The sequence below is a fragment of the Sphingomonas sp. BT-65 genome, from assembly GCF_026107375.2.
Lineage (GTDB): Bacteria > Pseudomonadota > Alphaproteobacteria > Sphingomonadales > Sphingomonadaceae > Sphingomonas.
Genome location: NZ_JAPCIA010000001.1, coordinates 121,851 through 142,901, shown reverse-complemented (window position 1 = coordinate 142,901; position 21,051 = coordinate 121,851). Strand labels below are relative to the sequence as shown.

At 66.4% G+C, this 21,051-nt stretch carries 15 protein-coding genes; 10 read left to right on the top strand and 5 right to left on the bottom strand.

What is annotated here, in order from left to right; genetic code table 11:
* Nucleotides 1-10: 10 nt before the first annotated feature.
* The 3 genes from OK349_RS00670 to OK349_RS00660 all read left to right on the top strand — a co-directional run bounded on the left by OK349_RS00670 (nucleotide 11) and on the right by OK349_RS00660 (nucleotide 2,326).
* Nucleotides 11-526 carry a (2Fe-2S)-binding protein gene (locus OK349_RS00670; RefSeq protein WP_265115912.1) on the top strand — a complete coding sequence of 172 codons (516 nt, stop codon included), beginning with the start codon at nucleotides 11-13 and terminating at the stop codon, nucleotides 524-526.
* A gap of 104 nt (nucleotides 527-630) precedes the next feature.
* Nucleotides 631-1,539: an RcnB family protein gene (locus OK349_RS00665; protein WP_265115911.1), complete on the top strand. Its 909-nt coding sequence runs from the start codon at nucleotides 631-633 to the stop codon at nucleotides 1,537-1,539.
* 88 nt (nucleotides 1,540-1,627) lie between these two features.
* On the top strand, nucleotides 1,628-2,326 hold the full coding sequence (locus OK349_RS00660; RefSeq protein WP_265115910.1) for a 2OG-Fe(II) oxygenase: 699 nt from the start codon (nucleotides 1,628-1,630) through the stop codon (nucleotides 2,324-2,326).
* A gap of 123 nt (nucleotides 2,327-2,449) precedes the next feature.
* Here OK349_RS00660 and OK349_RS00655 read toward each other — a convergent pair whose 3' ends face one another.
* From OK349_RS00655 to OK349_RS00645, 3 genes are all read right to left on the bottom strand, one after another.
* Nucleotides 2,450-2,842, bottom strand: coding sequence for a response regulator (locus OK349_RS00655; protein WP_265115909.1), 393 nt, complete (start codon nucleotides 2,840-2,842; stop codon nucleotides 2,450-2,452).
* A gap of 62 nt (nucleotides 2,843-2,904) precedes the next feature.
* Nucleotides 2,905-5,331 carry an ATP-binding protein gene (locus OK349_RS00650; protein WP_265115908.1) on the bottom strand — a complete coding sequence of 809 codons (2,427 nt, stop codon included), beginning with the start codon at nucleotides 5,329-5,331 and terminating at the stop codon, nucleotides 2,905-2,907.
* Nucleotides 5,331-6,737 (bottom strand): EAL domain-containing protein, encoded by a 1,407-nt coding sequence (locus tag OK349_RS00645; protein WP_265115907.1) that lies wholly within the window; start codon nucleotides 6,735-6,737, stop codon nucleotides 5,331-5,333. The genes OK349_RS00650 and OK349_RS00645 overlap by 1 nt, the downstream gene beginning before the upstream one ends.
* A 412-nt stretch (nucleotides 6,738-7,149) precedes the next feature.
* On the opposite strand from OK349_RS00645, the gene OK349_RS00640 reads away from it, so the two are divergent.
* The 6 genes from OK349_RS00640 (at nucleotide 7,150) to OK349_RS00615 (ending at nucleotide 13,887) form a co-directional block, all read left to right on the top strand.
* Entirely contained in the window at nucleotides 7,150-8,475 is a 1,326-nt protein-coding gene (locus OK349_RS00640; RefSeq protein WP_265115906.1) for a UDP-glucose dehydrogenase family protein, read from the top strand.
* Between the two features lie 366 nt (nucleotides 8,476-8,841).
* Entirely contained in the window at nucleotides 8,842-9,738 is an 897-nt protein-coding gene (cysD, locus tag OK349_RS00635; protein ID WP_265115905.1) for a sulfate adenylyltransferase subunit CysD, read from the top strand.
* Nucleotides 9,738-11,666, top strand: coding sequence for a sulfate adenylyltransferase subunit CysN (gene cysN / locus OK349_RS00630; RefSeq protein ID WP_265115904.1), 1,929 nt, complete (start codon nucleotides 9,738-9,740; stop codon nucleotides 11,664-11,666). The genes cysD and cysN overlap by 1 nt, the downstream gene beginning before the upstream one ends.
* Before the next feature lie 37 nt (nucleotides 11,667-11,703).
* Complete coding sequence (locus OK349_RS00625; RefSeq protein WP_265115903.1) at nucleotides 11,704-11,871, top strand: hypothetical protein; 168 nt, start codon at nucleotides 11,704-11,706, stop codon at nucleotides 11,869-11,871.
* 48 nt (nucleotides 11,872-11,919) lie between these two features.
* Nucleotides 11,920-12,639: a 3'(2'),5'-bisphosphate nucleotidase CysQ gene (locus OK349_RS00620; protein WP_372340525.1), complete on the top strand. Its 720-nt coding sequence runs from the start codon at nucleotides 11,920-11,922 to the stop codon at nucleotides 12,637-12,639.
* An 87-nt stretch (nucleotides 12,640-12,726) separates the two neighbouring features.
* The gene (locus OK349_RS00615; protein ID WP_265115901.1) at nucleotides 12,727-13,887 is read left to right on the top strand and encodes an SET domain-containing protein-lysine N-methyltransferase; all 1,161 of its coding nucleotides are present in this window, start codon (nucleotides 12,727-12,729) and stop codon (nucleotides 13,885-13,887) included.
* On the opposite strand, the gene OK349_RS00610 is transcribed toward OK349_RS00615, so the two are convergent.
* Both OK349_RS00610 and OK349_RS00605 read right to left on the bottom strand, forming a co-directional pair.
* On the bottom strand, nucleotides 13,884-15,749 hold the full coding sequence (locus OK349_RS00610; RefSeq protein ID WP_265115900.1) for a sensor histidine kinase: 1,866 nt from the start codon (nucleotides 15,747-15,749) through the stop codon (nucleotides 13,884-13,886). The two genes, OK349_RS00615 and OK349_RS00610, sit on opposite strands and share 4 nt — an antisense overlap.
* Complete coding sequence (locus tag OK349_RS00605; protein WP_372340563.1) at nucleotides 15,749-17,611, bottom strand: putative bifunctional diguanylate cyclase/phosphodiesterase; 1,863 nt, start codon at nucleotides 17,609-17,611, stop codon at nucleotides 15,749-15,751. The genes OK349_RS00610 and OK349_RS00605 overlap by 1 nt, the downstream gene beginning before the upstream one ends.
* 357 nt (nucleotides 17,612-17,968) lie before the next feature.
* Between OK349_RS00605 and OK349_RS00600 the strand changes: the two genes are divergently transcribed.
* Entirely contained in the window at nucleotides 17,969-21,028 is a 3,060-nt protein-coding gene (locus OK349_RS00600; RefSeq protein ID WP_265115898.1) for a TonB-dependent receptor, read from the top strand.
* The last annotated feature ends 23 nt before the right edge of the window (nucleotides 21,029-21,051 follow it).

Below are 21,051 nucleotides of genomic sequence, written 5' to 3'. Positions count from 1 at the left end.
TATGCGCCGCATGACCCGCTTCACCGTCAACAACCAGCCCGTCGAATACAAGCTCGATGCGCGCACGCCGCTGCTCTGGGCGTTGCGCGACGCCTCCAACCTCACCGGCACCAAATATGGCTGCGGCTCGGGCGATTGCGGGGCGTGCACGGTCGATATCGACGGTACGGCGGTGCGATCCTGCCAGGTGACGATCGGCGCGATCGAGGGCAGCTTCGTGACGACGATCGAGGGACTGGCGGAGAATCGCGCGCATCCCGTGCAGCGCGCCTTCCTCGCCGCCAATGTCGGCCAGTGCGGATACTGTGTTCCCGGCATGGTGATGGCCGCCTCCGTGCTGCTGCGCAAGAACCGCAACCCCACGGACGAGGAGATCGCGGCGGCGATCACCAACCTCTGCCGCTGCGGCATCTATCCGCGGCTGATCGAGGCGGTGGGGCGCGCGGCACGGCTGGCGCGCGGCGAGGATGACGGCGCACCCGAGGAACAGACCGAGCAGACACTGGCGACCGACGAAGGGGCATGATTCCTTTCGCAATGCTGTCAGGGCGATTCAGACGCGTGTCAGCCGAATCGTGGCATCTCAGCGATATTCTGAACGCCGGCGCTCCGCCGGAGCGGAGGATCGATATGAAGAAGTTTATTCTGGCCGCGCTGATCGGCGCGACCATCCTGACCCCCGCCGCGGCGATTGCGCAGGACCGCGGCCGATGGGAAAATCGCGGCGGCGAAGGGCGCGAACAGCGTCAGCAGCAGCGGGCCGAGCGTCAGCAGCAGCGCACCGAGCGGCAGGAGCAGCGCGCCTTTACCCCGGCCGAGCGCCAACAGCGCCAGCAGCTCCGTGCCGAACGCCAGCCGCAGGTCCCGCAGGCGCAGCGTCCGCAGCGCCAGTTCGGCCAGCAGGGCGCGGCCCCGCAGTGGCGCCAGGAGCGCCGCGAGTTCCGTCAGGAGCGCCGCGACGACCGCCAGGACTTCCGCCAGGAGCGGCGGGAGGATCGCGGTCAGCTGCGCCGGGGTCAGGTGACTCCCGAGCAGTTCCGCCGGGATCGCCGCGACGATCGCGGGGATTTCCGCGCGGATCGCCGCGACGACCGCCGCGACTGGCGTCAGGACCGGCGCGACAATGATCGCCGCGACTGGAACCGCCGCGACGACAACCGCCGCGACTGGAACGGCCGCGACAATAATCGTCGTGATTGGGATCGCCGCGACTGGGGCGACAACCGCAACTGGAATCGCGGCTGGCGCCAGGACCGCCGCTATGACTGGGGCAGCTATCGCTCGCGCAACCGGAACATCTACCGGCTGCCGCGCTACTATGCGCCGTCGGGGTGGAACTATGGCTATCGCCGCTTCTCGATCGGCCTGACCCTGGGTTCGATGCTGTTCTCGTCGAACTACTGGATCGACGATCCGTTCTACTATCGCCTGCCCCCGGCCTACGGCCCGTATCGCTGGGTGCGTTATTATAACGATGCGCTGCTGGTGGACATCTACACCGGCCAGGTGGTCGACGTGGAATACGACATCTTCTGGTAAGCGCTCGAAGAATTCGTCACGAGCGGAGGCCCGGCCGGCAACGGCCGGGCCTCTTGCGTTTCGGGCCCGCCTCGGCAAGTTGCGAGCCATGAGCATCTTCGCGAAACCCAAGCAGGGCGGCGCCTCGATCGCCCGCGCGCGCACCTCACAAAAGGTGGCGGCCCGGCTCGAGGCCAATCCGGCGCTGCGCAAGGCCAAGATCGAGGCGGCGCAGGTCTATTACTATCCGGGCTTTCTGAGCGACGCCGAGTGCGACAGTCTGATCGGGCTGATCGACACCAACCGGCGTCCCTCGACATTGCTCGCCGCGTCCGACGACCCCTATTTCCGCACGAGCGAGAGCTGCGACCTCGACCGCTGGTCGCCCGAGGTGCGCCCGATCGACGAGCGGATGGCGAACCTGCTGGGCCTGCCGCCGGAACATGGCGAGACGATGCAGGGCCAGCGCTACGCACCAGGCCAGCAATTCCGCGCGCATTATGACTGGTTCAGCGAGAACCAGGAATATTGGGCGGCGATGAAAGCATCGGGCGGTCAGCGCACCTGGACGACGATGATCTACCTCAACGACGTCGAGGAAGGCGGCGCGACCTGGTTCCCGCAGGCCGGGGTGCGCGTCGCGCCCAAGCGCGGGCTGCTGCTCGCCTGGAACAACATGAAGCCCGACGGCGCGCCCAATCCCGCGACGCTGCACGAGGGCACCGCAGTAGTGAAGGGCGTCAAATACATCATCACCAAATGGTTCCGGGAGCACCCCTGGATCAACATGCCGATACGGACGTACTGAGCTAGGCAACGGCACCAGCCCGCTGCCCCACCCGGCCACCCAATCAGGTTACTCTCGTGGGTGGCCGGTTGGGGGAGCGGGCTGGTGCCGCACGGTTCGGCATCGCCGAACCGCAACCAAAAGCTAGAGCAGCATCCCGTCGCCGCCGCTGCGCAGCGCGAGCACGCGGCCGATCGTGTCGAACAGCGCGTCCATCGCGACGGGCTTAAACAGCACTTCGTCAGCGCCGGCGGTGAGGCAGCGTTCGCGCAGGTCGATCGCGGTATCGGCAGTTACCACGATGATCGGCAGTTCGGCCTTGGCGTCCTCGCGCGCGCGGATGCGCTCGATCGCCTCGATCCCGTCCATCCCGGGCATGCGCAGGTCGACCAGAATGACGTCGAAATCCTCGACCTCGATCCGCCGCAGCCCCTCTTCGGCATGCTCGGCCTCGGCCATCGAGGCGCCAGCGACATCGAGCATGTCGCGCACGACCCGCCGGTTCATCGGGTCATCCTCGATAAACAGGATATTCATGTGCGGGCCGTGCCCATGTCGTTACCGTCCCGGAACGATGAGATCATATGTGTGCTATCGTCTCAAGCTGCTTGCGACACAAGCGTCGAGGGGGACGATGATGCACAATTTTCTGCACGTCCGGCAATTAGGGCTTCTATCAATGCGGCGCCAGCGACCGGCTTGGCGATCACGAGATCGGCACCGGCCTCTGCGAGCGCGCTCAGCATCGTCTCATCCGGCTTAGCCCACAATAGCGCAACGCGCGCGCGCTTCGCATGCGCGGCAGCCGCCAACTCGGCGAGGACCGCGAGCACATCGTCGCCCGCCGTCTTCAGCGTCGCCTCGTCCACCAGCAGTAGCGCGGGGCCGCTCTCGGGCAGCAGCGGAAGGATCTCGTCGGGCGTCGCCGCGAACTGCACGCTGGCGAAGTTCGGCTCGAGCAGAGTGCGCAGCATGCCGCGCGCGATTGGGTTGCGGTCGAGCACCACCGCGGCTTCGCCAGTCCTGCTCGCCGCGGCACCCGTGTCCGCTGCCTCGGCCTCGATCAGCGGCAGGTCGATGGTGAAGGTCGTTCCCTCCCCTTCGACGCTGGCGACGGAGACCTCGCCGTCCAGCGCCCGGGCGAGATTGCGCACGATGGCGAGGCCGAGCCCGGTGCCGCCGAACTTGCGCGTCGTGCCGGCATCGACCTGGCGGAAGGATTCGAAGATCTCTTCGTGCTTTTCCGCCGGGATGCCGATGCCGCTGTCGGACACCGCGATCCGCAGCCGCCCGTCGGCCGACTCCGCCTTGACCGCGACCTGTCCCTTTTCGGTGAACTTGAGCGCGTTCGACAGGAGGTTGAACAGCATCTGCCGCAGGCGACCCGAATCAGTCTTGATCCAGCGCGGCGCGTCGCCGGTGTCGAGCACGAAGCCGACCCCCTTGCCGCGCGCCTGCTCGTCCCACATCCGCGTCACGTCCTTGAGCATCGCATGCAGATCGGTCGCCGCCAGCTCGACGGTCAAGTTGCCGGTCTCCATCTTGGCGACGTCGAGGATGTCGTCGACCAGCGCGCGCATCGTCATGCCGGCACCATGGACGATGCCGAGCCGGTCGCGCGTCTCGGCGGGAACGGCGGGGTCGCGCAGCATGATCTGCGTCATGCCGAGGATGCCGTTGAGCGGCGTGCGGATCTCGTGGCTGGTCGTCGCCAGGAACTCGGTCTTGGCCTTGAGCGCCTTCTCCAGCGCGACGTTGGTCAGGTTGAGCTCGGTGTTCGCGGCGCGGACCTGGTTGCGGCTGCGGCGGATCGTGAACAGGCCGATGCTGAGCAAGGTGATGATGATCAGCGTCGCGCCGCCGACCCCGAACAGCAAGGTGCGCTGGAACGCGGCCTCACGGCGGGCCTCCTCGGCCTTGAGGTTCGCGATGCGCAGCTCCTGGTTGGCATAGTCGAAGCGCGCCGCCATCAGCGCAAGGTTGGTCGAGGTCGCGAGCTGCGCCGCCTCGTCACCCAGTTTGCGCACGCGCTCGAGATGGGGCAGCGCCCGTGCACCTTCACCGAGCTCGCGATAGATGTTGTAGGCGGTCAAATGCGCATCGCGATAGGCGACCGGGGTATCGGCGATGTCGACGCCGTCGAAGCTGCGCTCGATCAGCCCGCGGGCGCGCGCGAGCTGACCGCGGTGATAGGCCGAATCCGCCGCGAGCGCGAGCAATTGGGCCCCAGCCCCCTTGCTTCCGTTGCGGCGGGCGATCGCCATGCCCTCCTTGATCACCGCATCCGCCTCGTCGAGCGACTCGCTGGCGATCAACGCCCGGGCCAGGTTGGCGAGGATCGGCGGAAGCAGCGGCTCGCTGCGCAGGCTGCGCGCGAGCGCGAGGGCACGACGATATTGCGCGACGGCCTCCGCATTCCGCTGGAAGCGCAGCAGCACGCTGCCGCGGTTATTGTAGAGGAACAACGAGAGGCGCGGATCGCCCTCATAGACTTCCGACGCCTGTTTCAGATAGCGGTCGGCGCGGGCGAAGTCGCTCGCCTCGGTATAGAGGTTCGCGATCGACTGGAGCGCGATCGACTGACTCCGCTTCTCTCCCACCGCGCCGAAGATGTTGAAGGCATCCTGCAGCGACGCCAGCGCCTCCGCCGGACGCAGCTGCGCCTTCTGTACCCCGGCGCGCGCGATCAGCAGGTCGCCGCGCAGCTTGCTCGGTTCGGGATAGGGGCTGATCAAGCGCAGCGCGCGCGCGATCTTGGGCCCGGCGCCGACCTCGTCGCCCGACCGGATCAACGCCTCGCTCTGCAGCCACAGCGCGCTCGCGATCGTCATCGCGCGGGCGCGCGGATCCGGGATCGCGGCGGCACGGCGCTCCGCGTCGCCAGCGAGCTTCATTGCATCGCCCGGCTCGGCCATCATCGCGGCCTTGGCGCGGTCGATCAGGGCATCGGCTGGCGCCTGCTGCGCGAGGGCCGGACCGGTCAGGCCGAGGGCCAGCGCCGCAACGGCAATGGACAGGCTGCGCATCAACCGCTCTTGCGCCGGAAGCCTTCCGGCCGCGCAAAGGTCGGCCGGATCGCCGACGCGGCCTTGTGGCCGTCTTCGTCCAGGAAGCGGATGAATGCGTCGAGCGCGATCGGGCGGCTGATCAGGAAACCCTGCACCATATCGCAGCCCATCACGCTGAGCAGCGCCAGCGCCGCGGGCGTCTCGACGCCCTCGGCGGTCACTTCCATCTCAAGCGCATGCGCGAGGTCGATGGTCGAGCGCACGATCAGCGGATCGCGATTGCTGCTGGTGAGCTGCATCACGAACATCTTGTCGATCTTGAGTTCGGCCGCGGGCAGCTGCTTCAAATAGGCGAGCGAGGACAGGCCCGCGCCATAATCGTCGATCGCCAGCGGGATGCCGATTTCGGCGAGTGCCTTGAGGTGTCCGATCGCGCTCTCGGGATCGCGGATCACTGCGGTCTCGGTAATCTCGAACCCGATCTTGGCGCCCGATTCCTGGATGACCCGGCACGCTTCGTTCACGAAGGCTCCGTCGGCCAGCAACACGCCCGAGATGTTGATGAACACCGGCATGTCATAACCATGCGCCGCCAGCACCTGCTGGTCGGCGATCACCTGGCGCAGCGTCCACAATGTGAGGCCGGCGATCTCGCCGCCTTCCTCCGCCGCCGAGATGAAATCCCCGGGCAGGATCAGGCCGCGCACCGGATGGCGCCAGCGCACCAGCGCCTCGGCGCCGACCACCGCTTCCTTCCGGACATGCACCTTGGGCTGATATTGCAGGAACAGCTGGCCCGAAGTGATCGCGCGCGGCAGCTCGCGCATCAGCGCCAGCCGGTCGAACGCCACGTCGGTCCGCGACAGGTCGAGCGTCACGATCCGCGATTCGGCGCGCGCCTGCGCCAGCGCCGACTCCGCGGCCTCGGCGAGCCGCACATCGTCGTCATCCATCACCGGGGCGACCGCAACGCCCCAGCGCAACTGGATGAGATGCCGCTCGCCGTCGAGATCGACCGCCCGCGTAAACGCGCGCGCCATGCGCTCGACCAGCGCAGTCGCCGATTCAGCTGAATCGGCCTCGAACGCGAGCTCGAGCTGCGAGCGGCCCGTGGGCGCCGGACGGACATCGGGCTCCAGCCCGGCGATATGATCGGCAAGGTCGTGCACCAGCGTGTCCGCACGCGAGCGGCCGAGATGCCGGCGAAGCGTCTGGAAATTCACGATCTCGCACAGCGACAGGGCGCGCCACAGGCCGATGGCGGTGCCATCGCCCGCGTCCCTGCCGCGAAGCGCGTGCCGGTTGCGCGGCAGTACGATGGTTCGCGACATGTCGAGCCGGGCCGGACGCCCGGCCGACAGCTTCCCGGCCGCCGGGATCGGCGGAGCGGCGTCAGCGGCTGGTTCGACACGCTCGGACATCATGTCCGCGAATAATCCCCACTCTTGAAGGAACTCTTAAGGACGAAACGATCGGCACGGGCAGCCGAGCATTGTCCAGCAGTGTCGTTAAACATTGCTTCATCATTAATTTTCGATTAAGGAAAAAGCTGTGCGTGTACTGCGCACGATGGGAGAAAATGAATGTTCGATCTGCTTTTTCGCGAGTCCTACGGCGAAACCCTTCGCCCCTGGTAAGCGCTCCTAGCCCGGGCCGCCGCCATCACGGATTGCCGTGACAACGGTCTGCCCGGGCTATGTTCTAGAATGACGTTCGCGTGCACCTTATTGAGGTAGCGCGTTTTTTCGTGCCTGCTCGGTACGCCTGCCGCCTCCCACTTGCCGTCATCCCATGTTCCGCTAAGAGCGCCGTAACTCTCAGCGAAAGGGCTTTGGCGTGCGCATTGCGATGATCGGCACCGGCTATGTCGGCCTCGTTTCGGGGGCGTGCTTTTCCGATTTCGGGCATGACGTGGTGTGCGTGGACAAGGACGCGCGCAAGATCGAGCTGCTGCACCAGAATGTGATGCCGATCTACGAGCCGGGCCTGGCGGAGCTCGTCGCGTCGAATGTCGAGGCGGGACGCCTCGCCTTCACCACCGATCTGGCCGAGGGCGTGAAGGGCGCCGACGCCGTGTTCATCGCGGTGGGCACGCCGAGCCGCCGCGGCGACGGCCATGCCGACCTGTCCTATGTCTTCGCCGCCGCCGAGGAGATCGTCGCCGCGCTCGAGGGACCAGCGGTGATCGTGACCAAGTCGACCGTGCCGGTCGGCACCGGCGACGAGGTCGAGCGCATCGTCGCGCGGATCGCGCCGGACAAGGGGATCAAGGTCGTCTCCAACCCCGAATTCCTGCGCGAGGGCGCGGCGATCGAGGATTTCAAACGCCCCGACCGCGTCGTCGTGGGGAGCGAGGACGAGGGTGCGAGCCAGGTGATGCGCGACATCTATCGCCCGCTCTCGCTCAACCAGTCCGCGCCGCTGCTGTTCACCGGCCGCCGTACCGCCGAGCTGATCAAATATGCCGCCAACGCCTTCCTCGCGGTCAAGATCACCTTCATCAACGAGATCGCGGACCTGTGCGAGCAGGTCGGCGCCGACGTGCAGGAAGTGTCGCGCGGCATCGGCATGGACAACCGCATCGGCCGCAAGTTCCTCAACGCCGGCCCCGGCTATGGCGGCTCGTGCTTCCCCAAGGACACGCTGGCGCTGCTCAAGACCGCGGACGACAACGAGACCCCGCTGCGCATCGTCGAGGCGACGGTGCAGGTCAACGACCAGCGCAAGCGCGCAATGGGGCGCAAGGTCATCAAGGCGATGGGCGGCGAGGTGCGCGACAGGACCGTCGCGATCCTCGGCCTCACCTTCAAGCCCAATACCGACGACATGCGCGACGCGCCGTCGATCGCGGTGATCCAGACGCTGCAGGACGCGGGCGCGCGGGTGAAGGCCTATGACCCCGAGGGCGTCGAACAGGCGAAGCAGGTGCTGAACGACGTCGAATTCTCCGTCAGCCCCTATGCCGCCGCCGAGGACGCGGACGCGCTGGTAATCGTCACCGAATGGGACGCGTTTCGCGCGCTCGACCTCGGCCGTATGAAGTCGCTGCTCAAGCGGCCGCTGCTGATCGACCTGCGCAACATCTATACCGCGGCCGAGGCGCAGCGTGCCGGGCTCGAGCTCGTCGGCATCGGCAAGCCGCACCAGAAGAGCAACGCCTGACCGGATTGCGCTGTCCTCAATTCGAAAGAATCGGATCGTATGGCGTCACCATTCCAGCGAAGGATTGGCGTCAACATGGACATCGTTCAGCTCGCGCGCTGTGCGCTCGGCCATCATGCGCGTGACCGCGGCAGCGTCGTCATCGGCAGCCGCTTCCACCATGGCCGATGCAAGGGTTGTGGCATAGCCATGGTCAAGGGCCCGGCTGGCTGGCAGCGAGAAACACGCCACCTGACTCTGGGACCTGACTCTGGGACCTGACTCTGGGACCTGACTCTGGGCCTGATCCCCGCCCCCCGCCCGGCTGGTGGGCGCTAAACTTTATCTAGATCGCAGCCCCCGGTTCGTGTGACTAGATCGGCGGCCATGCAGTCGCTTACCCATCTTGCCCGGCTCGAGGCCGAGAGCATCCATATCCTGCGCGAGGTCGTGGCCGAGGCGGAGCGCCCGGTGATGCTCTATTCGATCGGCAAGGACAGCGCGGTGATGCTCCACCTCGCCAGGAAAGCCTTCTACCCCGCCCCGCCGCCCTTCCCGCTGCTCCATGTCGATACGACCTGGAAGTTCCGCGACATGTATGCGCTGCGCGACAAGGCCGCGCGCGATGCGGGCATGGAGCTGCTCGTCCACCGCAACCCGGAGGCGGAGGCGCGCGGGATCAACCCGTTCGACCATGGCGGCTTGCATACCGATATGTGGAAGACCGAGGGGCTCAAGCAGGCGCTCGACCAATATGGCTTCGACGCGGCGTTTGGCGGCGCGCGGCGCGACGAGGAGAAGAGCCGCGCCAAGGAACGCGTGTTCAGCTTCCGCTCGGCCAGCCACCGCTGGGACCCCAAGGCGCAGCGGCCCGAACTGTGGCGGCTCTACAATGCGAAGAAGGCCAAGGGCGAGAGCATCCGCGTCTTCCCGCTCTCCAACTGGACCGAGCTCGACATCTGGCAGTACATCCGCGCCGAGGGGATCGAGATCGTCCCGCTCTACTTCGCCGCGCCGCGCCCGACCGTGGTGCGCGACGGCCTCCTTCTGATGGTCGACGACGAGCGCTTCCCGCTGAAGGGCGAGACGCCCGTCGAACGCTCGATCCGCTTCCGGACATTGGGCTGCTACCCGCTGACCGGTGCGGTCGAGAGCGAGGCCGCGACCCTCGACGACGTGATCCAGGAGATGCTGCTCACCACCACCAGCGAGCGCCAGGGCCGCGCGATCGACCACGACCAGGCCGCATCGATGGAGAAGAAGAAGCAGGAGGGGTATTTCTGATGTCTTCCTCCTACCGACCCGACGCGCTGATCGCCTCCGACATCGGTGCCTATCTCGCGCAGCATCAGTCCAAGTCGTTGCTGCGCTTCATCACCTGCGGCAGCGTCGATGACGGCAAGTCCACGCTGATCGGCCGCCTGCTCTACGACAGCAAGATGATCTTCGAGGATCAGCTCGCCGCGCTGGAGGCCGACAGCAAGCGCGTGGGCACGCAGGGGCAGGAGATCGACTTCGCCCTTCTCGTCGACGGCCTTGCCGCCGAGCGCGAGCAGGGCATCACGATCGACGTCGCCTATCGCTTCTTCTCGACCGGGAAGCGCAAATTCATCGTCGCGGACACGCCCGGCCACGAACAATATACGCGCAATATGGTCACCGGCGCGTCGACCGCCGACCTCGCCGTGATCCTGATCGACGCGCGCAAGGGCGTGCTGACCCAGACCCGGCGCCACTCCTATCTCGCCAACCTGCTCGGCATCCGCCACGTCGCGCTGGCGGTGAACAAGATGGACCTGGTCGGCTATGACCAGGCGGTGTTCGACGAGATCGTCGCCGATTATCGCGAGTTCGCGACGAGTATCGGCATCGACGAATTCACCGCGATCCCGATCTCGGGCTTCAAGGGCGACAACATCACCGCCACCAGCGCCAGCACACCCTGGTACCAAGGGCCCGCACTGATCGAGCATCTCGAGGCGGTGCCGGTCGGCGGCGAGGATGAAGCGCGTCCGTTCCGCATGCCCGTGCAATGGGTCAACCGGCCCAATCTCGACTTTCGCGGATTCGCAGGGACGATCGCCGGCGGCACGGTGAAGCCGGGCGATCCGGTGCGCATCCTGCCCTCCGGCCGGACCACGACGGTGGCGCGCATCGTCAGCTTCGACGGCGACCTCGACCAGGCCGGGCGCGACCAGTCGGTCACGCTGACGCTCGCCGACGAGATCGACTGCTCGCGCGGCGACGTGATCGCAGCGGCAGGCGATCCGCCGGCGGTCGCCGACCAGTTCAGCGCGACGTTGGTCTGGATGGACCAGCAGGAGCTCCTCCCCGGCCGCAGCTACTGGCTCAAGCTCGGCACGCAGACGGTGAGCGCGATGGTGCGCGAGCCCGAGCACGCGATCGACGTCAACACGCTGGCCAAGCTTTCCACCAAGACGCTCAACCTCAACGATATCGGGATCGCCGAGATCGCGACCGACCGCGGCATCGTGTTCGAGCCCTATGAACGGGACCGGGAGAGTCCGAACCGGGACCTGGGCGGCTTCATCCTGATCGACAAGCTGACCAACGCCACCGTCGCCGCGGGGATGATCCGCAACGCGCTGCGCCGCGCGCAGAACGTCCACTGGCAGGCGGTCGAGATCACCCGCGACCTTCATGCCGCGCAAAAAGGCCAGCATCCGCGCCTGCTGTGGTTCACCGGCCTGTCGGGCTCGGGCAAGTCGACCATCGCCAATCTCGTCGAGAAGAAGCTGCACGCGATGGGCAAGCACAGTTTCCTGCTCGACGGCGACAATATCCGCCACGGACTCAACCGCGACCTCGGCTTCTCGGACGCCGACCGGGTCGAGAATATCCGGCGCGTCGGCGAGGTCGCCAAGCTGATGGCGGACGCGGGCCTGATCGTGCTCACCGCCTTCATCTCGCCGTTCCGCGCCGAGCGCGAGATGGTACGCAACATGCTGCCCGAGGGCGAGTTCTTCGAGATCCACATCGACACGCCGATCGAGGAGGCCGAACGCCGCGACGTGAAGGGGCTTTACAAAAAAGCACGCACTGGAGAAATCGCAAATTTCACCGGTATTTCAAGCCCGTATGAAGCTCCGTTGAGTCCAGAAATCCGGATCGACACCACGCGGACCAGTCCGGAGGCAGCTGCGGAATTGATCATCGAACATATCGTCGGTATCTGGTCTCCGGTGCTTTGACGCGCATGTTGGCCGCGTCTGTAAGTGGAGTAGAGTATTGGCAGACCTCGAGGTCCGCGAGTGGATCGCCTATGGCATGCTCGCTACCCTGTTCGTCGGTGCGGCGGCAGCCGCGCTCGTTTATCGCCACAAGGCGCATTGGCGCAGGCTGCGCATGGCCGGCAGTTCCGAAGCCAAGCGCCGCGAATTTCAGCGTCGCAACTGACTTCCCGATCTCCTCGACCGCCGACGGAACCGGCCGTGGATGACGTGCATGGATGATGCGCGCCTGGCGCATGCCGTCGCCGAAGCCGCGGGCAAGCTGTTGCTGCAGATCCAGACCGAAGATGCCGACGGTGCGCGCGGCGACCGCGAGGCGAACCGTCTGATCCTCGACATGCTGCGCGGGGCGCGCCCTGCCGATCCGATCCTGTCGGAGGAATCCGCCGACGATCCGGCACGGCTGGCATCGCGCCGCGTATGGATCGTCGATCCGCTCGACGGCACGCGCGAGTTCGCCGAGGGGCGCGACGACTGGGCCGTGCATATCGCGCTCGCCATCGACGGCGCGCCCGCAATCGGCGCGGTGGCCCTGCCCCGCCGCGGTATCACGTTGACGAGCGATGCGCCCCCCACGCTCCAGCCCGCAGTGTCGCCGCCGCGCATGCTGGTCAGCCGGACACGGCCCAGTGCGCTTTGCGCCGCGGTGTCGCGGGCGCTTCCCGCGGAAACGGTCGGCATGGGCTCGGCCGGCGCCAAGGCGATGGCGGTCGTGCTCGGCGAGGCGGAGATCTACCTTCATTCGGGCGGCCAGCATCAGTGGGACAATTGCGCTCCGGTCGCGGTGGCGCTCGCCGCGGGGCTCCACGCCTCGCGCATCGACGGTTCGCCTTTGGTCTATAATCAGCCGGGATCGAGCCTCCCGGATCTGCTGATCTGCCGCAGCGAATTGGCGGCCTCGGTGCTTGCACAGGTTGCCAAGCACGAATTGTGAATCGCCGCGACTCGTGGATTCAGCGCGAGTCGCGCTTTGACGAAGGTTACCGGATAGGGTAAACGGCTCCTTGGGCAAGGGGGGCTGATGACGACCGATTTCTGGTTCGTGCTGGCGATGGGATTCAGCTTCGCGGCCTATGCGATCTATCTGCTCGGCATGCGGCGGGAGATCGTCCAGCCCAACCGCGCCTCCTGGCTGATCTGGAGCGCATCCGCCGCGATCGAGGCGCTGACCTATCACGCGGTCAATCCCGGCTCGCCGCAGGGCTGGGTGTTCCTGCTCTCCGCCACCTGCTGCATCGTCGTCACCATCGCGCTGTGGCGCCGCTCCAACTGGGCGCCACCGACCAATGTCGAGTCGGCGTGCATGGCGACGTGCCTGGTCGCGCTGATCATCTGGGTTGCGTTCCGCGAAGCGTTCTGGGCACACATGCTGGTGGTCGCGGCGGTGCCCGTGAGCTTCTGGCCGACCTGGGCGAGCGTGTGGAAGGACCGCAGCCATGAGCGTTCGCCCGCCTGGGGGCTGTGGACGATGGGCGATCTCGCCACGCTGCTGGTGGCAGCGCGCGCCGGCGGCACCGGGTTCGACGAGTTCGCCTATATCTTCGTCGAGCTCGCCTGCCATGCCAGCATCTGGTTCATAATCGGGCTCGCCACGATCAATCCGCTGCGTTCGCTCGGCTGGAAACGCGGCGGCTTCCTGATCCTCGATCGCTATCGTCCCGCGCGCAACCTGTTCGCGGTGGGCGAGAACCATCTCGGCAAGGCGGTCTATGCCACCTGCCGCTTCGCCGAGGGGGCGGAGCTGATGCGCTTCACCGGCCGCCGCTTCCATGTCACCGAGGTACCGAGCCTGATGCGCGGCAGCGACGATCGCTTCGTGCAGGTGACGCCCGATCACTATATGGGCCCATCGGGTCAGCTCGACGATCTGGTCAATCACAGCTGCGACCCCAATGCCGGGCTGCGCTTCACCGAGGATGGGGTGATCCTCGTCGCGCTCCGGCCGATCGCGGCGGGCGACGAGATCAGCTGGGACTATTCGACCACGCTCGCGCAATCGAACTGGCACATGATCTGCCAGTGCCGGTCGGACGCATGCCGCCGCGTGATCGGCAATTTCGACACACTCGATCCCGACCGCCAGGAATTCTTCCGCGCCCGCAACCTGGTTGCGCCCTATCTGCGGCGCAAGGATGATGTGGCGCCCTCGGCACGCGCGCGCTGGAGGTCGTCGGTCGCCTAGGCCGCCATTCCCTCGCGCGCCGTCTCCGACGCCGGCAGCGTCAGCACCGCGCGCGCGCCCTGCCCCTTGCCGTCGCTGCGCAGCGCGAGGCTACCGCCCATCGCGACCATCGAATTGGCGCACCAGTGCAGCCCGAGCCCGCCCGATTTTTGCGCGCGCGTGGAATAGCCGCGCTGGAACAATCGCGCCGCGGTCTCGGGATCGAAGCCCTCGCCATCGTCGCGGATCGTCACTTCGACCTTGCCGTCAAGCTCGCGGATGGTGACTGAGATCGTGCCCCCTTCCCGCCCCGTCGCGGCGATCGCCTCCGCGGCGTTGGCGAAGAGGTTGCCGACCACCTGGCTCAGCAGCACGCGGTTGGCCATCACCCAGTGCGGCTTGGACGGGAAGTGGAAGGCGATCGAGCTGCCCCCCGAATAGCGCGCGATCGTGGCGTTGCGCGCGACGATCTCGGTGACGTTGCAGCTGTCGAGCGGCGGGCGCTCATGCGCCTGTTCCTGCTGGCGGCCGATGATCTCGAGCACATTATGGAGCGCCTCGCGGCCGATCTCCATCTGCGCATTGCGTTCCGAACGCGCGCGGGCCTCGCTTTCGAGCGCCGCGGCGAGGAAGGCGGCGAGCTTCTGCCGCCGCGCCGCCGGAATGCCCTCGTCGGCGAGTTCGGCGAGCGCGCGGTCGAGCAGTCCGCGATCGGCGACCGGTGCGGGGTCGAGCCCCTGGCTCAACACCGTGCTGACCGGGTTCAGCGCATTGCGCACATTGTGCATCACTGCGACCGCGCTTTCGGACTGGCCGAGCTCGAACGACTGCACCTCGACCTGCTCGCGCAGATCCTTGAGCTGGCTCAGCATCGCGTTGAAGTTGGTGACGAGGCTGCCGATCTCGTCGCCGCGGGGCGTTTCGGTGAGCGGCACCAGGTCGCCCGAGCGCCGCACCACGCCCATGTGGCGCTCGACGCGATGGAGCGGGCGCAGCACCAGCCGCGCCATCATCAGGCTCAGCACCGCCATCACGATCAGCAGCAGCAGGATCGTACCGCCGACCGCGAGGATCAGCATGTTGCGCCCCAGCGCGGACAGGTCGCGCGGCACCTGATAGGTGGCGCTCGCGACCGGCGCCCCGTCGGCGCCGCGCACGGGCACCGCCACGGCGAGCGCATGCTCGTGCCGGATCACCGTCGCATCGGGCACCGGGTGCGGCACGTCGAGCACCGCCTTGAGCTGGAGCAGGGTCGAGAGCTGCTGGGAGGTGATCAGGCGCGCCATCACGACATGCCCGCGCGGCGATCCGCTGCCGTCGGTGCGCCGCACCCGGGCGACGCCGATCGCGGCGATCCGGTCGCCGAGGCGGACGTAGAAGCTCGCCGAGTTGTCGCTGGCCAGCACCCTGGCGAGGTCGATCCGCGCGATTGCGGCGAGCAGGCGCGCGCGCATCGCCGGAAGGTCGCGGCCGCTCTCCATGTCGAGCCAGCGGGCGATCACCACCTCGCCCTGCGGCGTCACATAGGCCATGCCGTTGACGCCGAGATTGACCATCGCCGAGGTCGCGAAGCTATCCTCCTCGAACGCCTTGTTCGGCGCCCGCATATACTCGTAGCTCTCGTTCCAGTCGCCATAGTCGCGCACCGACGCCTCCACCTTGGAGGCGTATTCGGTCAGCGCGGCGCGCGTGCGCTCAATATGCGCGTCGACCGCCGCCTGTTCGAGCTTGTCGAAGCCCGGGGTGATGACGAGCGCGAGTAGCAAGGTCACCGCGCCCGCGCCGACCAGCGCGACCCCGGTCAGGATCGCGACCAGCTTGGCACCGAGCGAAACGGGAACGCGGCGGCGCAGCCGCGCGAGTGCTGCGCGAAGACCCGGCATCAGCCCTCGGTGCCGTTGCCCGGCACCGCCAATTCGACCCGGGCGGGGCCGGGCACGGCCGGCGCCATGAACCGCTCGTGCGCGAGCTCGGCGGCGTCCTCGGCCTCCAGCGGCCGCGCGAGGTAATAGCCCTGATAGTGGCTGCACCCGGCAAGCTGGAGCGCCTGGAGATGCGCGTCGGTCTCGACGCCCTCGGCCACCACTTCCATGCCGAGCGCGCGGCCGAGATGGATGATCGAGTGGACGATCGCCGCGCTTTCGCGCTCCTTGCCCATGCCGTCGATGAAGCTCTTGTCGATCTTGAGGCAATCGAGCGCGAACTTGCGGATGTTGTAGAGCGAGGAATAGCCCGTGCCGAAATCGTCGAGCGCGATGCGGAAGCCCATCTGGCGCAGGCGGTAGAGCGTGTCGGCGGCGCGCTCGGCGTCGTCGAAGATCGCGGTCTCGGTGATCTCGATCTGCAACCGGCCTGGCTCGATCCCGGCGCGCTGGACGCGCTCGACGACATGGCCGACGAAATTCTGACGGCGGAACTGGCGCGGCGAGAAGTTCACCGAGACATATTGCCCCGGCCATTGCCGGAGCGTCGCCAGCGCCGCGTCGAGCACCCAGTCGCCGAGTTCGTGGATGAGGTTCGATTCCTCGGCGATCGGGATGAAGAGGCCTGGGGAGATATGGCCATATTCGGGGCTATTCCAGCGCAGCAGCGCCTCGAACGCGACGACCTCCATCTCGTCGCGCGCGACGATCGGCTGGTACATGAGGCGCAATTCGCCGTTTGCGATCGCCTGGCTGAGCCCCCCCTCGATCCGGCGGCGGAAGCGGATCGATTCGTCCATGCTCTCGTCGAACACGCGCACCACGCCGCGGCCGGCCTTCTTGGATTCGTTGAGCGCGAGATCGGCGCGCCGCATCACGTCGATCGGGTCGTGCTGCATGCCGGGCTGGACGATGACCAGGCCGGCCGAGGCCGAACCCTGCACCGAATGGCCGAACACGGTGAAGGTGGTGGCGCAGGCGAGCAGCAGCCGCTCGACCGCCATCACCGCCTCGTCCTCGCCGGTCACCTTGATCAGCACCGCGAACTCGTCGCCGCCGAGCCGCGCGACGAAGCCGCCCCCCGGTACTGCATCTTGCATGGTCTCGCGCACAACCCCGCACACCATGCGGATCAGCTCGTCGCCGGCGAGATGCCCGAACGTGTCGTTGACCAGCTTGAACCGGTCGAGGTCCATCATCGCCATCGCGAAGATGTCGGGCCCGCGCACATGATCGGTCAGCGCGCGCATGAAGGCGAGCCGGTTGGGCGCATCGGTCAGGCTGTCGTGATTGGCGAGGTGCGTCGCCTTGCTCTCGTTGGCGGCGAGCTCGGCCTTCTGCTCCTCGAGCAGCACCATCGCCGCCGCCAGCTCGCGATCGACCTGCCAGCGCTTGCCGAGCGCGGTCGCGGTCTGCACCACCTCCTCGGCCTGGAACGGCTTGGCGATATAGAAGATCTTGTCAGCCGGTCCCGCGGCGCGGCTGATCTCGAGCGGGGAGAAGTCCGAGAAGCCGGTGACGATGACAAGATTGATGTCGGGATCGAGTTCGCGGATCCGCTTCGCCGTCTCCTTGCCGTCGATCCCCGGCGGCATGCGGATGTCGATGAAGGCGACCGCGAAGCGCTCGCCGCGATCGAGGCCTGCCGCAACCGCGGCGACGCCTTCGGCGCCTTGCATGCAATGGACCGTCTCGAACTTGACCGCTTCCTCGCGCGCGGCGGTGGCCTCGCCCTCGCCGAACAGCTCCGCCGCCATCGCGTCCAGCACCGCGCCCTGCTCCCGGCTCGCGCCGCCGAAACACTGGCGATAGGATTCGTGCATCCCCGGCTCGTCGTCCACGATCAGAATGCGCAAGGCGAGCTCCCCCTCTTTCAGTCTTGCGATGGCGTAACCACACAGGGTTAAGGGGCCGTAAAAGGGTTAACGCTGCCGTCCCGCCGCCCCTTTTTTGCGGTCCGCGAATGGCGGGCCGCTGCCCGGCCACCGTGACCCGTGGGCAACACTATGACGATGATATGACGTTGTGAACGTTCACCCGTTGTTCGAAGGCTACACGCTCTCAATGAAACCGGTTACAGTTCTCGCGCGAAGAACATAAAAGCGCCCCGCCGAGTCGCCCGCCAAGAGGGACGCCACGGCGAAGGTAAACGTTGTCACCGACTTTGCAGGGGGGATGCAGTGAAGTTGCTCCAGATCACCAAAACCGATTTCGTTGGGCGTTCGCGGGTTCGCGCCGCCGCCGCCGCGCTCGCCTGGACGAGCGGCGCTGCCGCGCTCGCCATCGGCGTCTCCGCCCCTGCCCATGCGCAGGTATCGGGTGCGTCGCTGCGGGGCACGGTGAAGGCCGAAGGCGGCGTGTCGCAAGTCACTGCGATCAACGTCGACACGGGCTTCACGCGTACGTCCACCGTCGATGCGGATGGCGGCTATCAGTTCGCCTCGCTCCCGGTCGGCAATTATCGCCTCGAACTCACCACCCCGAACGGCGTGCGCCGCACCGATGAGTTCAAGCTCAATGTCGCGCAGAATGCCGTGCTCGATTTCGATTTCTCGCAGCCGGATATCGCCGAGGGCGCGGGCGATGCGATCATCATCACGGGAAGCCGCATCCGTTCGATGCAGGGCGGCGAGGTTGGCCGCAACATCTCCCAGCGGCTGATCGAGCAGCTGCCGCAGACCAATCGCAACTTCATGTCGTTCGCCGATCTTGCGCCCGGCGTGCAATTCGTCACCAACGAGAGCGATCAGACCAGCCTGCGCGGCGGCGCACAGGGCGCCAATTCGGTCAACATCTTCATCGATGGCATCGGGCAGAAGGACTATGTTCTGAAGGGTGGCGTCACCGGCCAGGATTCGACGCAGGGCAATCCCTTCCCGCAGCTCGCGATCGGCGAGTATCGCGTCATCAGCTCGAACTACAAGGCGGAGTTCGACCAGGTCAGCTCGGTCGCGATCACCGCGGTGACCAAGTCAGGCACCAACGAGTTCCACGGCGAAGCGTTCTTCGACTTCGCCAATCAGGATCTGCGCGATCGCCTGCCCAGCGAGAATTTCCCGCGTCGCATTCCCAAGATCAAGACCCGGGACATGCAGTTCGGCGGCGCACTCGGCGGGCCGATCATCAAGGACGTTCTGCACTTCTTCGGTACCTATGAGGGCAAGCGGATCATCCGCGCCCGCGACGTGATCCCGGGACTCGACCTGGCGCCGAGCTATTTCCCGACCGAGTATCAGCAATATTTCGGGCCGCAGAACGAGACGTTCAACGAGAACCTCTATTTCGGCAAGCTCAACTTCACGCCGACGTCGCGCGACCTGTTCGAATTCTCGGTCAAGTATCGCGACGAGACCGGCGAACAGTTCAACACCGGCATCAACGCGTACAGCACCCGGGGCCTGGCGAAGGTCGAAGAGTGGCGCGGCCTGGCGCGCTGGGAGCACACAGCCGATACCTGGGTCAACGACCTCAAGGTCGCCTATGAGGACGTGTCATGGAGCCCGCGGCCGGTGACCTTCGGCAACGCCTTCCGGTTCAACGCGACCGTTCCCAATACGCCGCCGCTCACCGGCACGCGGCGCGGCGATATCCTGGTCACCGGCGCTGGCCGGAACTTCCAGGACAAGGGGCAGAAGGGCTGGCAGGTCTCGGACGACTTCACTTACACGGGTTTCGAAGGCCACACTTTCAAGGTGGGCGTGAAGGCGAAGTGGATCACGCTGAACACGAACACGCAGAACGGCGTCAACCCGATCTTCACCTACAATGTGAACTACAATCCGGGCGGCGGCACGTTCAACGACGACATTCCCTACCGCATGGAATTCGCGGCGCCGGTCGGAAGCGGCGATCCCAATATCGTGTCCGACAATTTCCAGCTCGGCATCTATGCGCAGGACGATTGGGAGATCACCGATCGCCTGACGCTCAACCTCGGCCTGCGCTGGGATTATGAGCGGACCCCGGCGTACCTCGACTATGTGCATGATCCGGCCATCGCGGAGTTCGTCGCCGGCCGCGCGTCCTACACCGCGCCGAACGGCACCGTCACGCCGCCGTATATGAACCTGGCGAACGCCAATTTCGACATCGACGACTTCATCTCGACCGGCAAGGAGCGCAAGGCATTCACCGGCGCGTGGCAGCCGCGCATCGGCTTCAGCTATGCGTTCGATGCCGACAAACGGTTCGTGCTGTTCGGCGGCTATGGCCGTTCCTACGACCGAACCCAGTTCGACTTCATCCAGCAGGAGCTGGCGCAAGGGCTGTTCGCCAACCGCACCTTCAACTTCAACAATCCGGGCGACGCGCTCAATGTCTGCGCACCGAGCGCGACCTGCATCGCCTGGAATCCCGCCTATCTGACGCCGGAGGGACGCGCGGCATTGATCGCCGGGCTGCCGGTCGGCGCCGGCCGCGAGCTGCGCTTCATCAACAACGATCTGAAGGTGCCGTATTCGGACCAGTTCAGCCTGGGCGTGCGGGGCAATTTCAACCTGCTCGAACTCGAAGTCGGCTATAGCTACGTGCAGAGCAAGGACGGCTTCGCCTATATTCTGGGCAATCGCCGGCCCGACGGCAGCTTCTTCCCGCCGTCCGGCAACCCGGACTCGCCGTTCGGGTTCGGGCCGGCTCCCTTCGGCAGCATCATCCTGGGCACCAACGGGATCGAGACGAAGGCCAACACGGCCTATTTCAAGCTGACCAAGCGCTACACCCAAGCCTCGCCGTGGAGCGTCGACGCGACTTATACCTTCACCGACGCCGAGGAGAACCGACAGCTGGGCGAGGTCTTCGCGCTCGATTTCCCGAGCATCGATGACTATCCGTGGATCACCGCGACCGGGACGCGCAAGCATCGCTTCGTGATCGCCGCCACGGGCGATATTCCGATGGGCATCACCCTGGCGGGCAAGTTCCAGATCGCGTCGCCCAAATATCTCGCGGCGTTCATCCATACGGCGGGCACGCCGCCGCAGCGGACGATCGTCTCGACGAAGACCGCGGGCAATGGCGACCTGTGGGGCTATCGCCAGATGGACTTGTCGGCGACGAAATACGTCCCGATCAAATTCCTCAGCGAGGAGGCGCGGCTGCGGTTCCGCATCGACATCATCAACCTGTTCAACGACTACAATTTCGCCAGCTTCAACGCGACGACCGGGAAGCGCAATCCGACGGCCTACAACATGGAAGGGCCGCCGCGGACGATCAAACTGTCGGCAGGTTTCTCGTTCTAACCGGCTGACCAACGGGGCGCGCG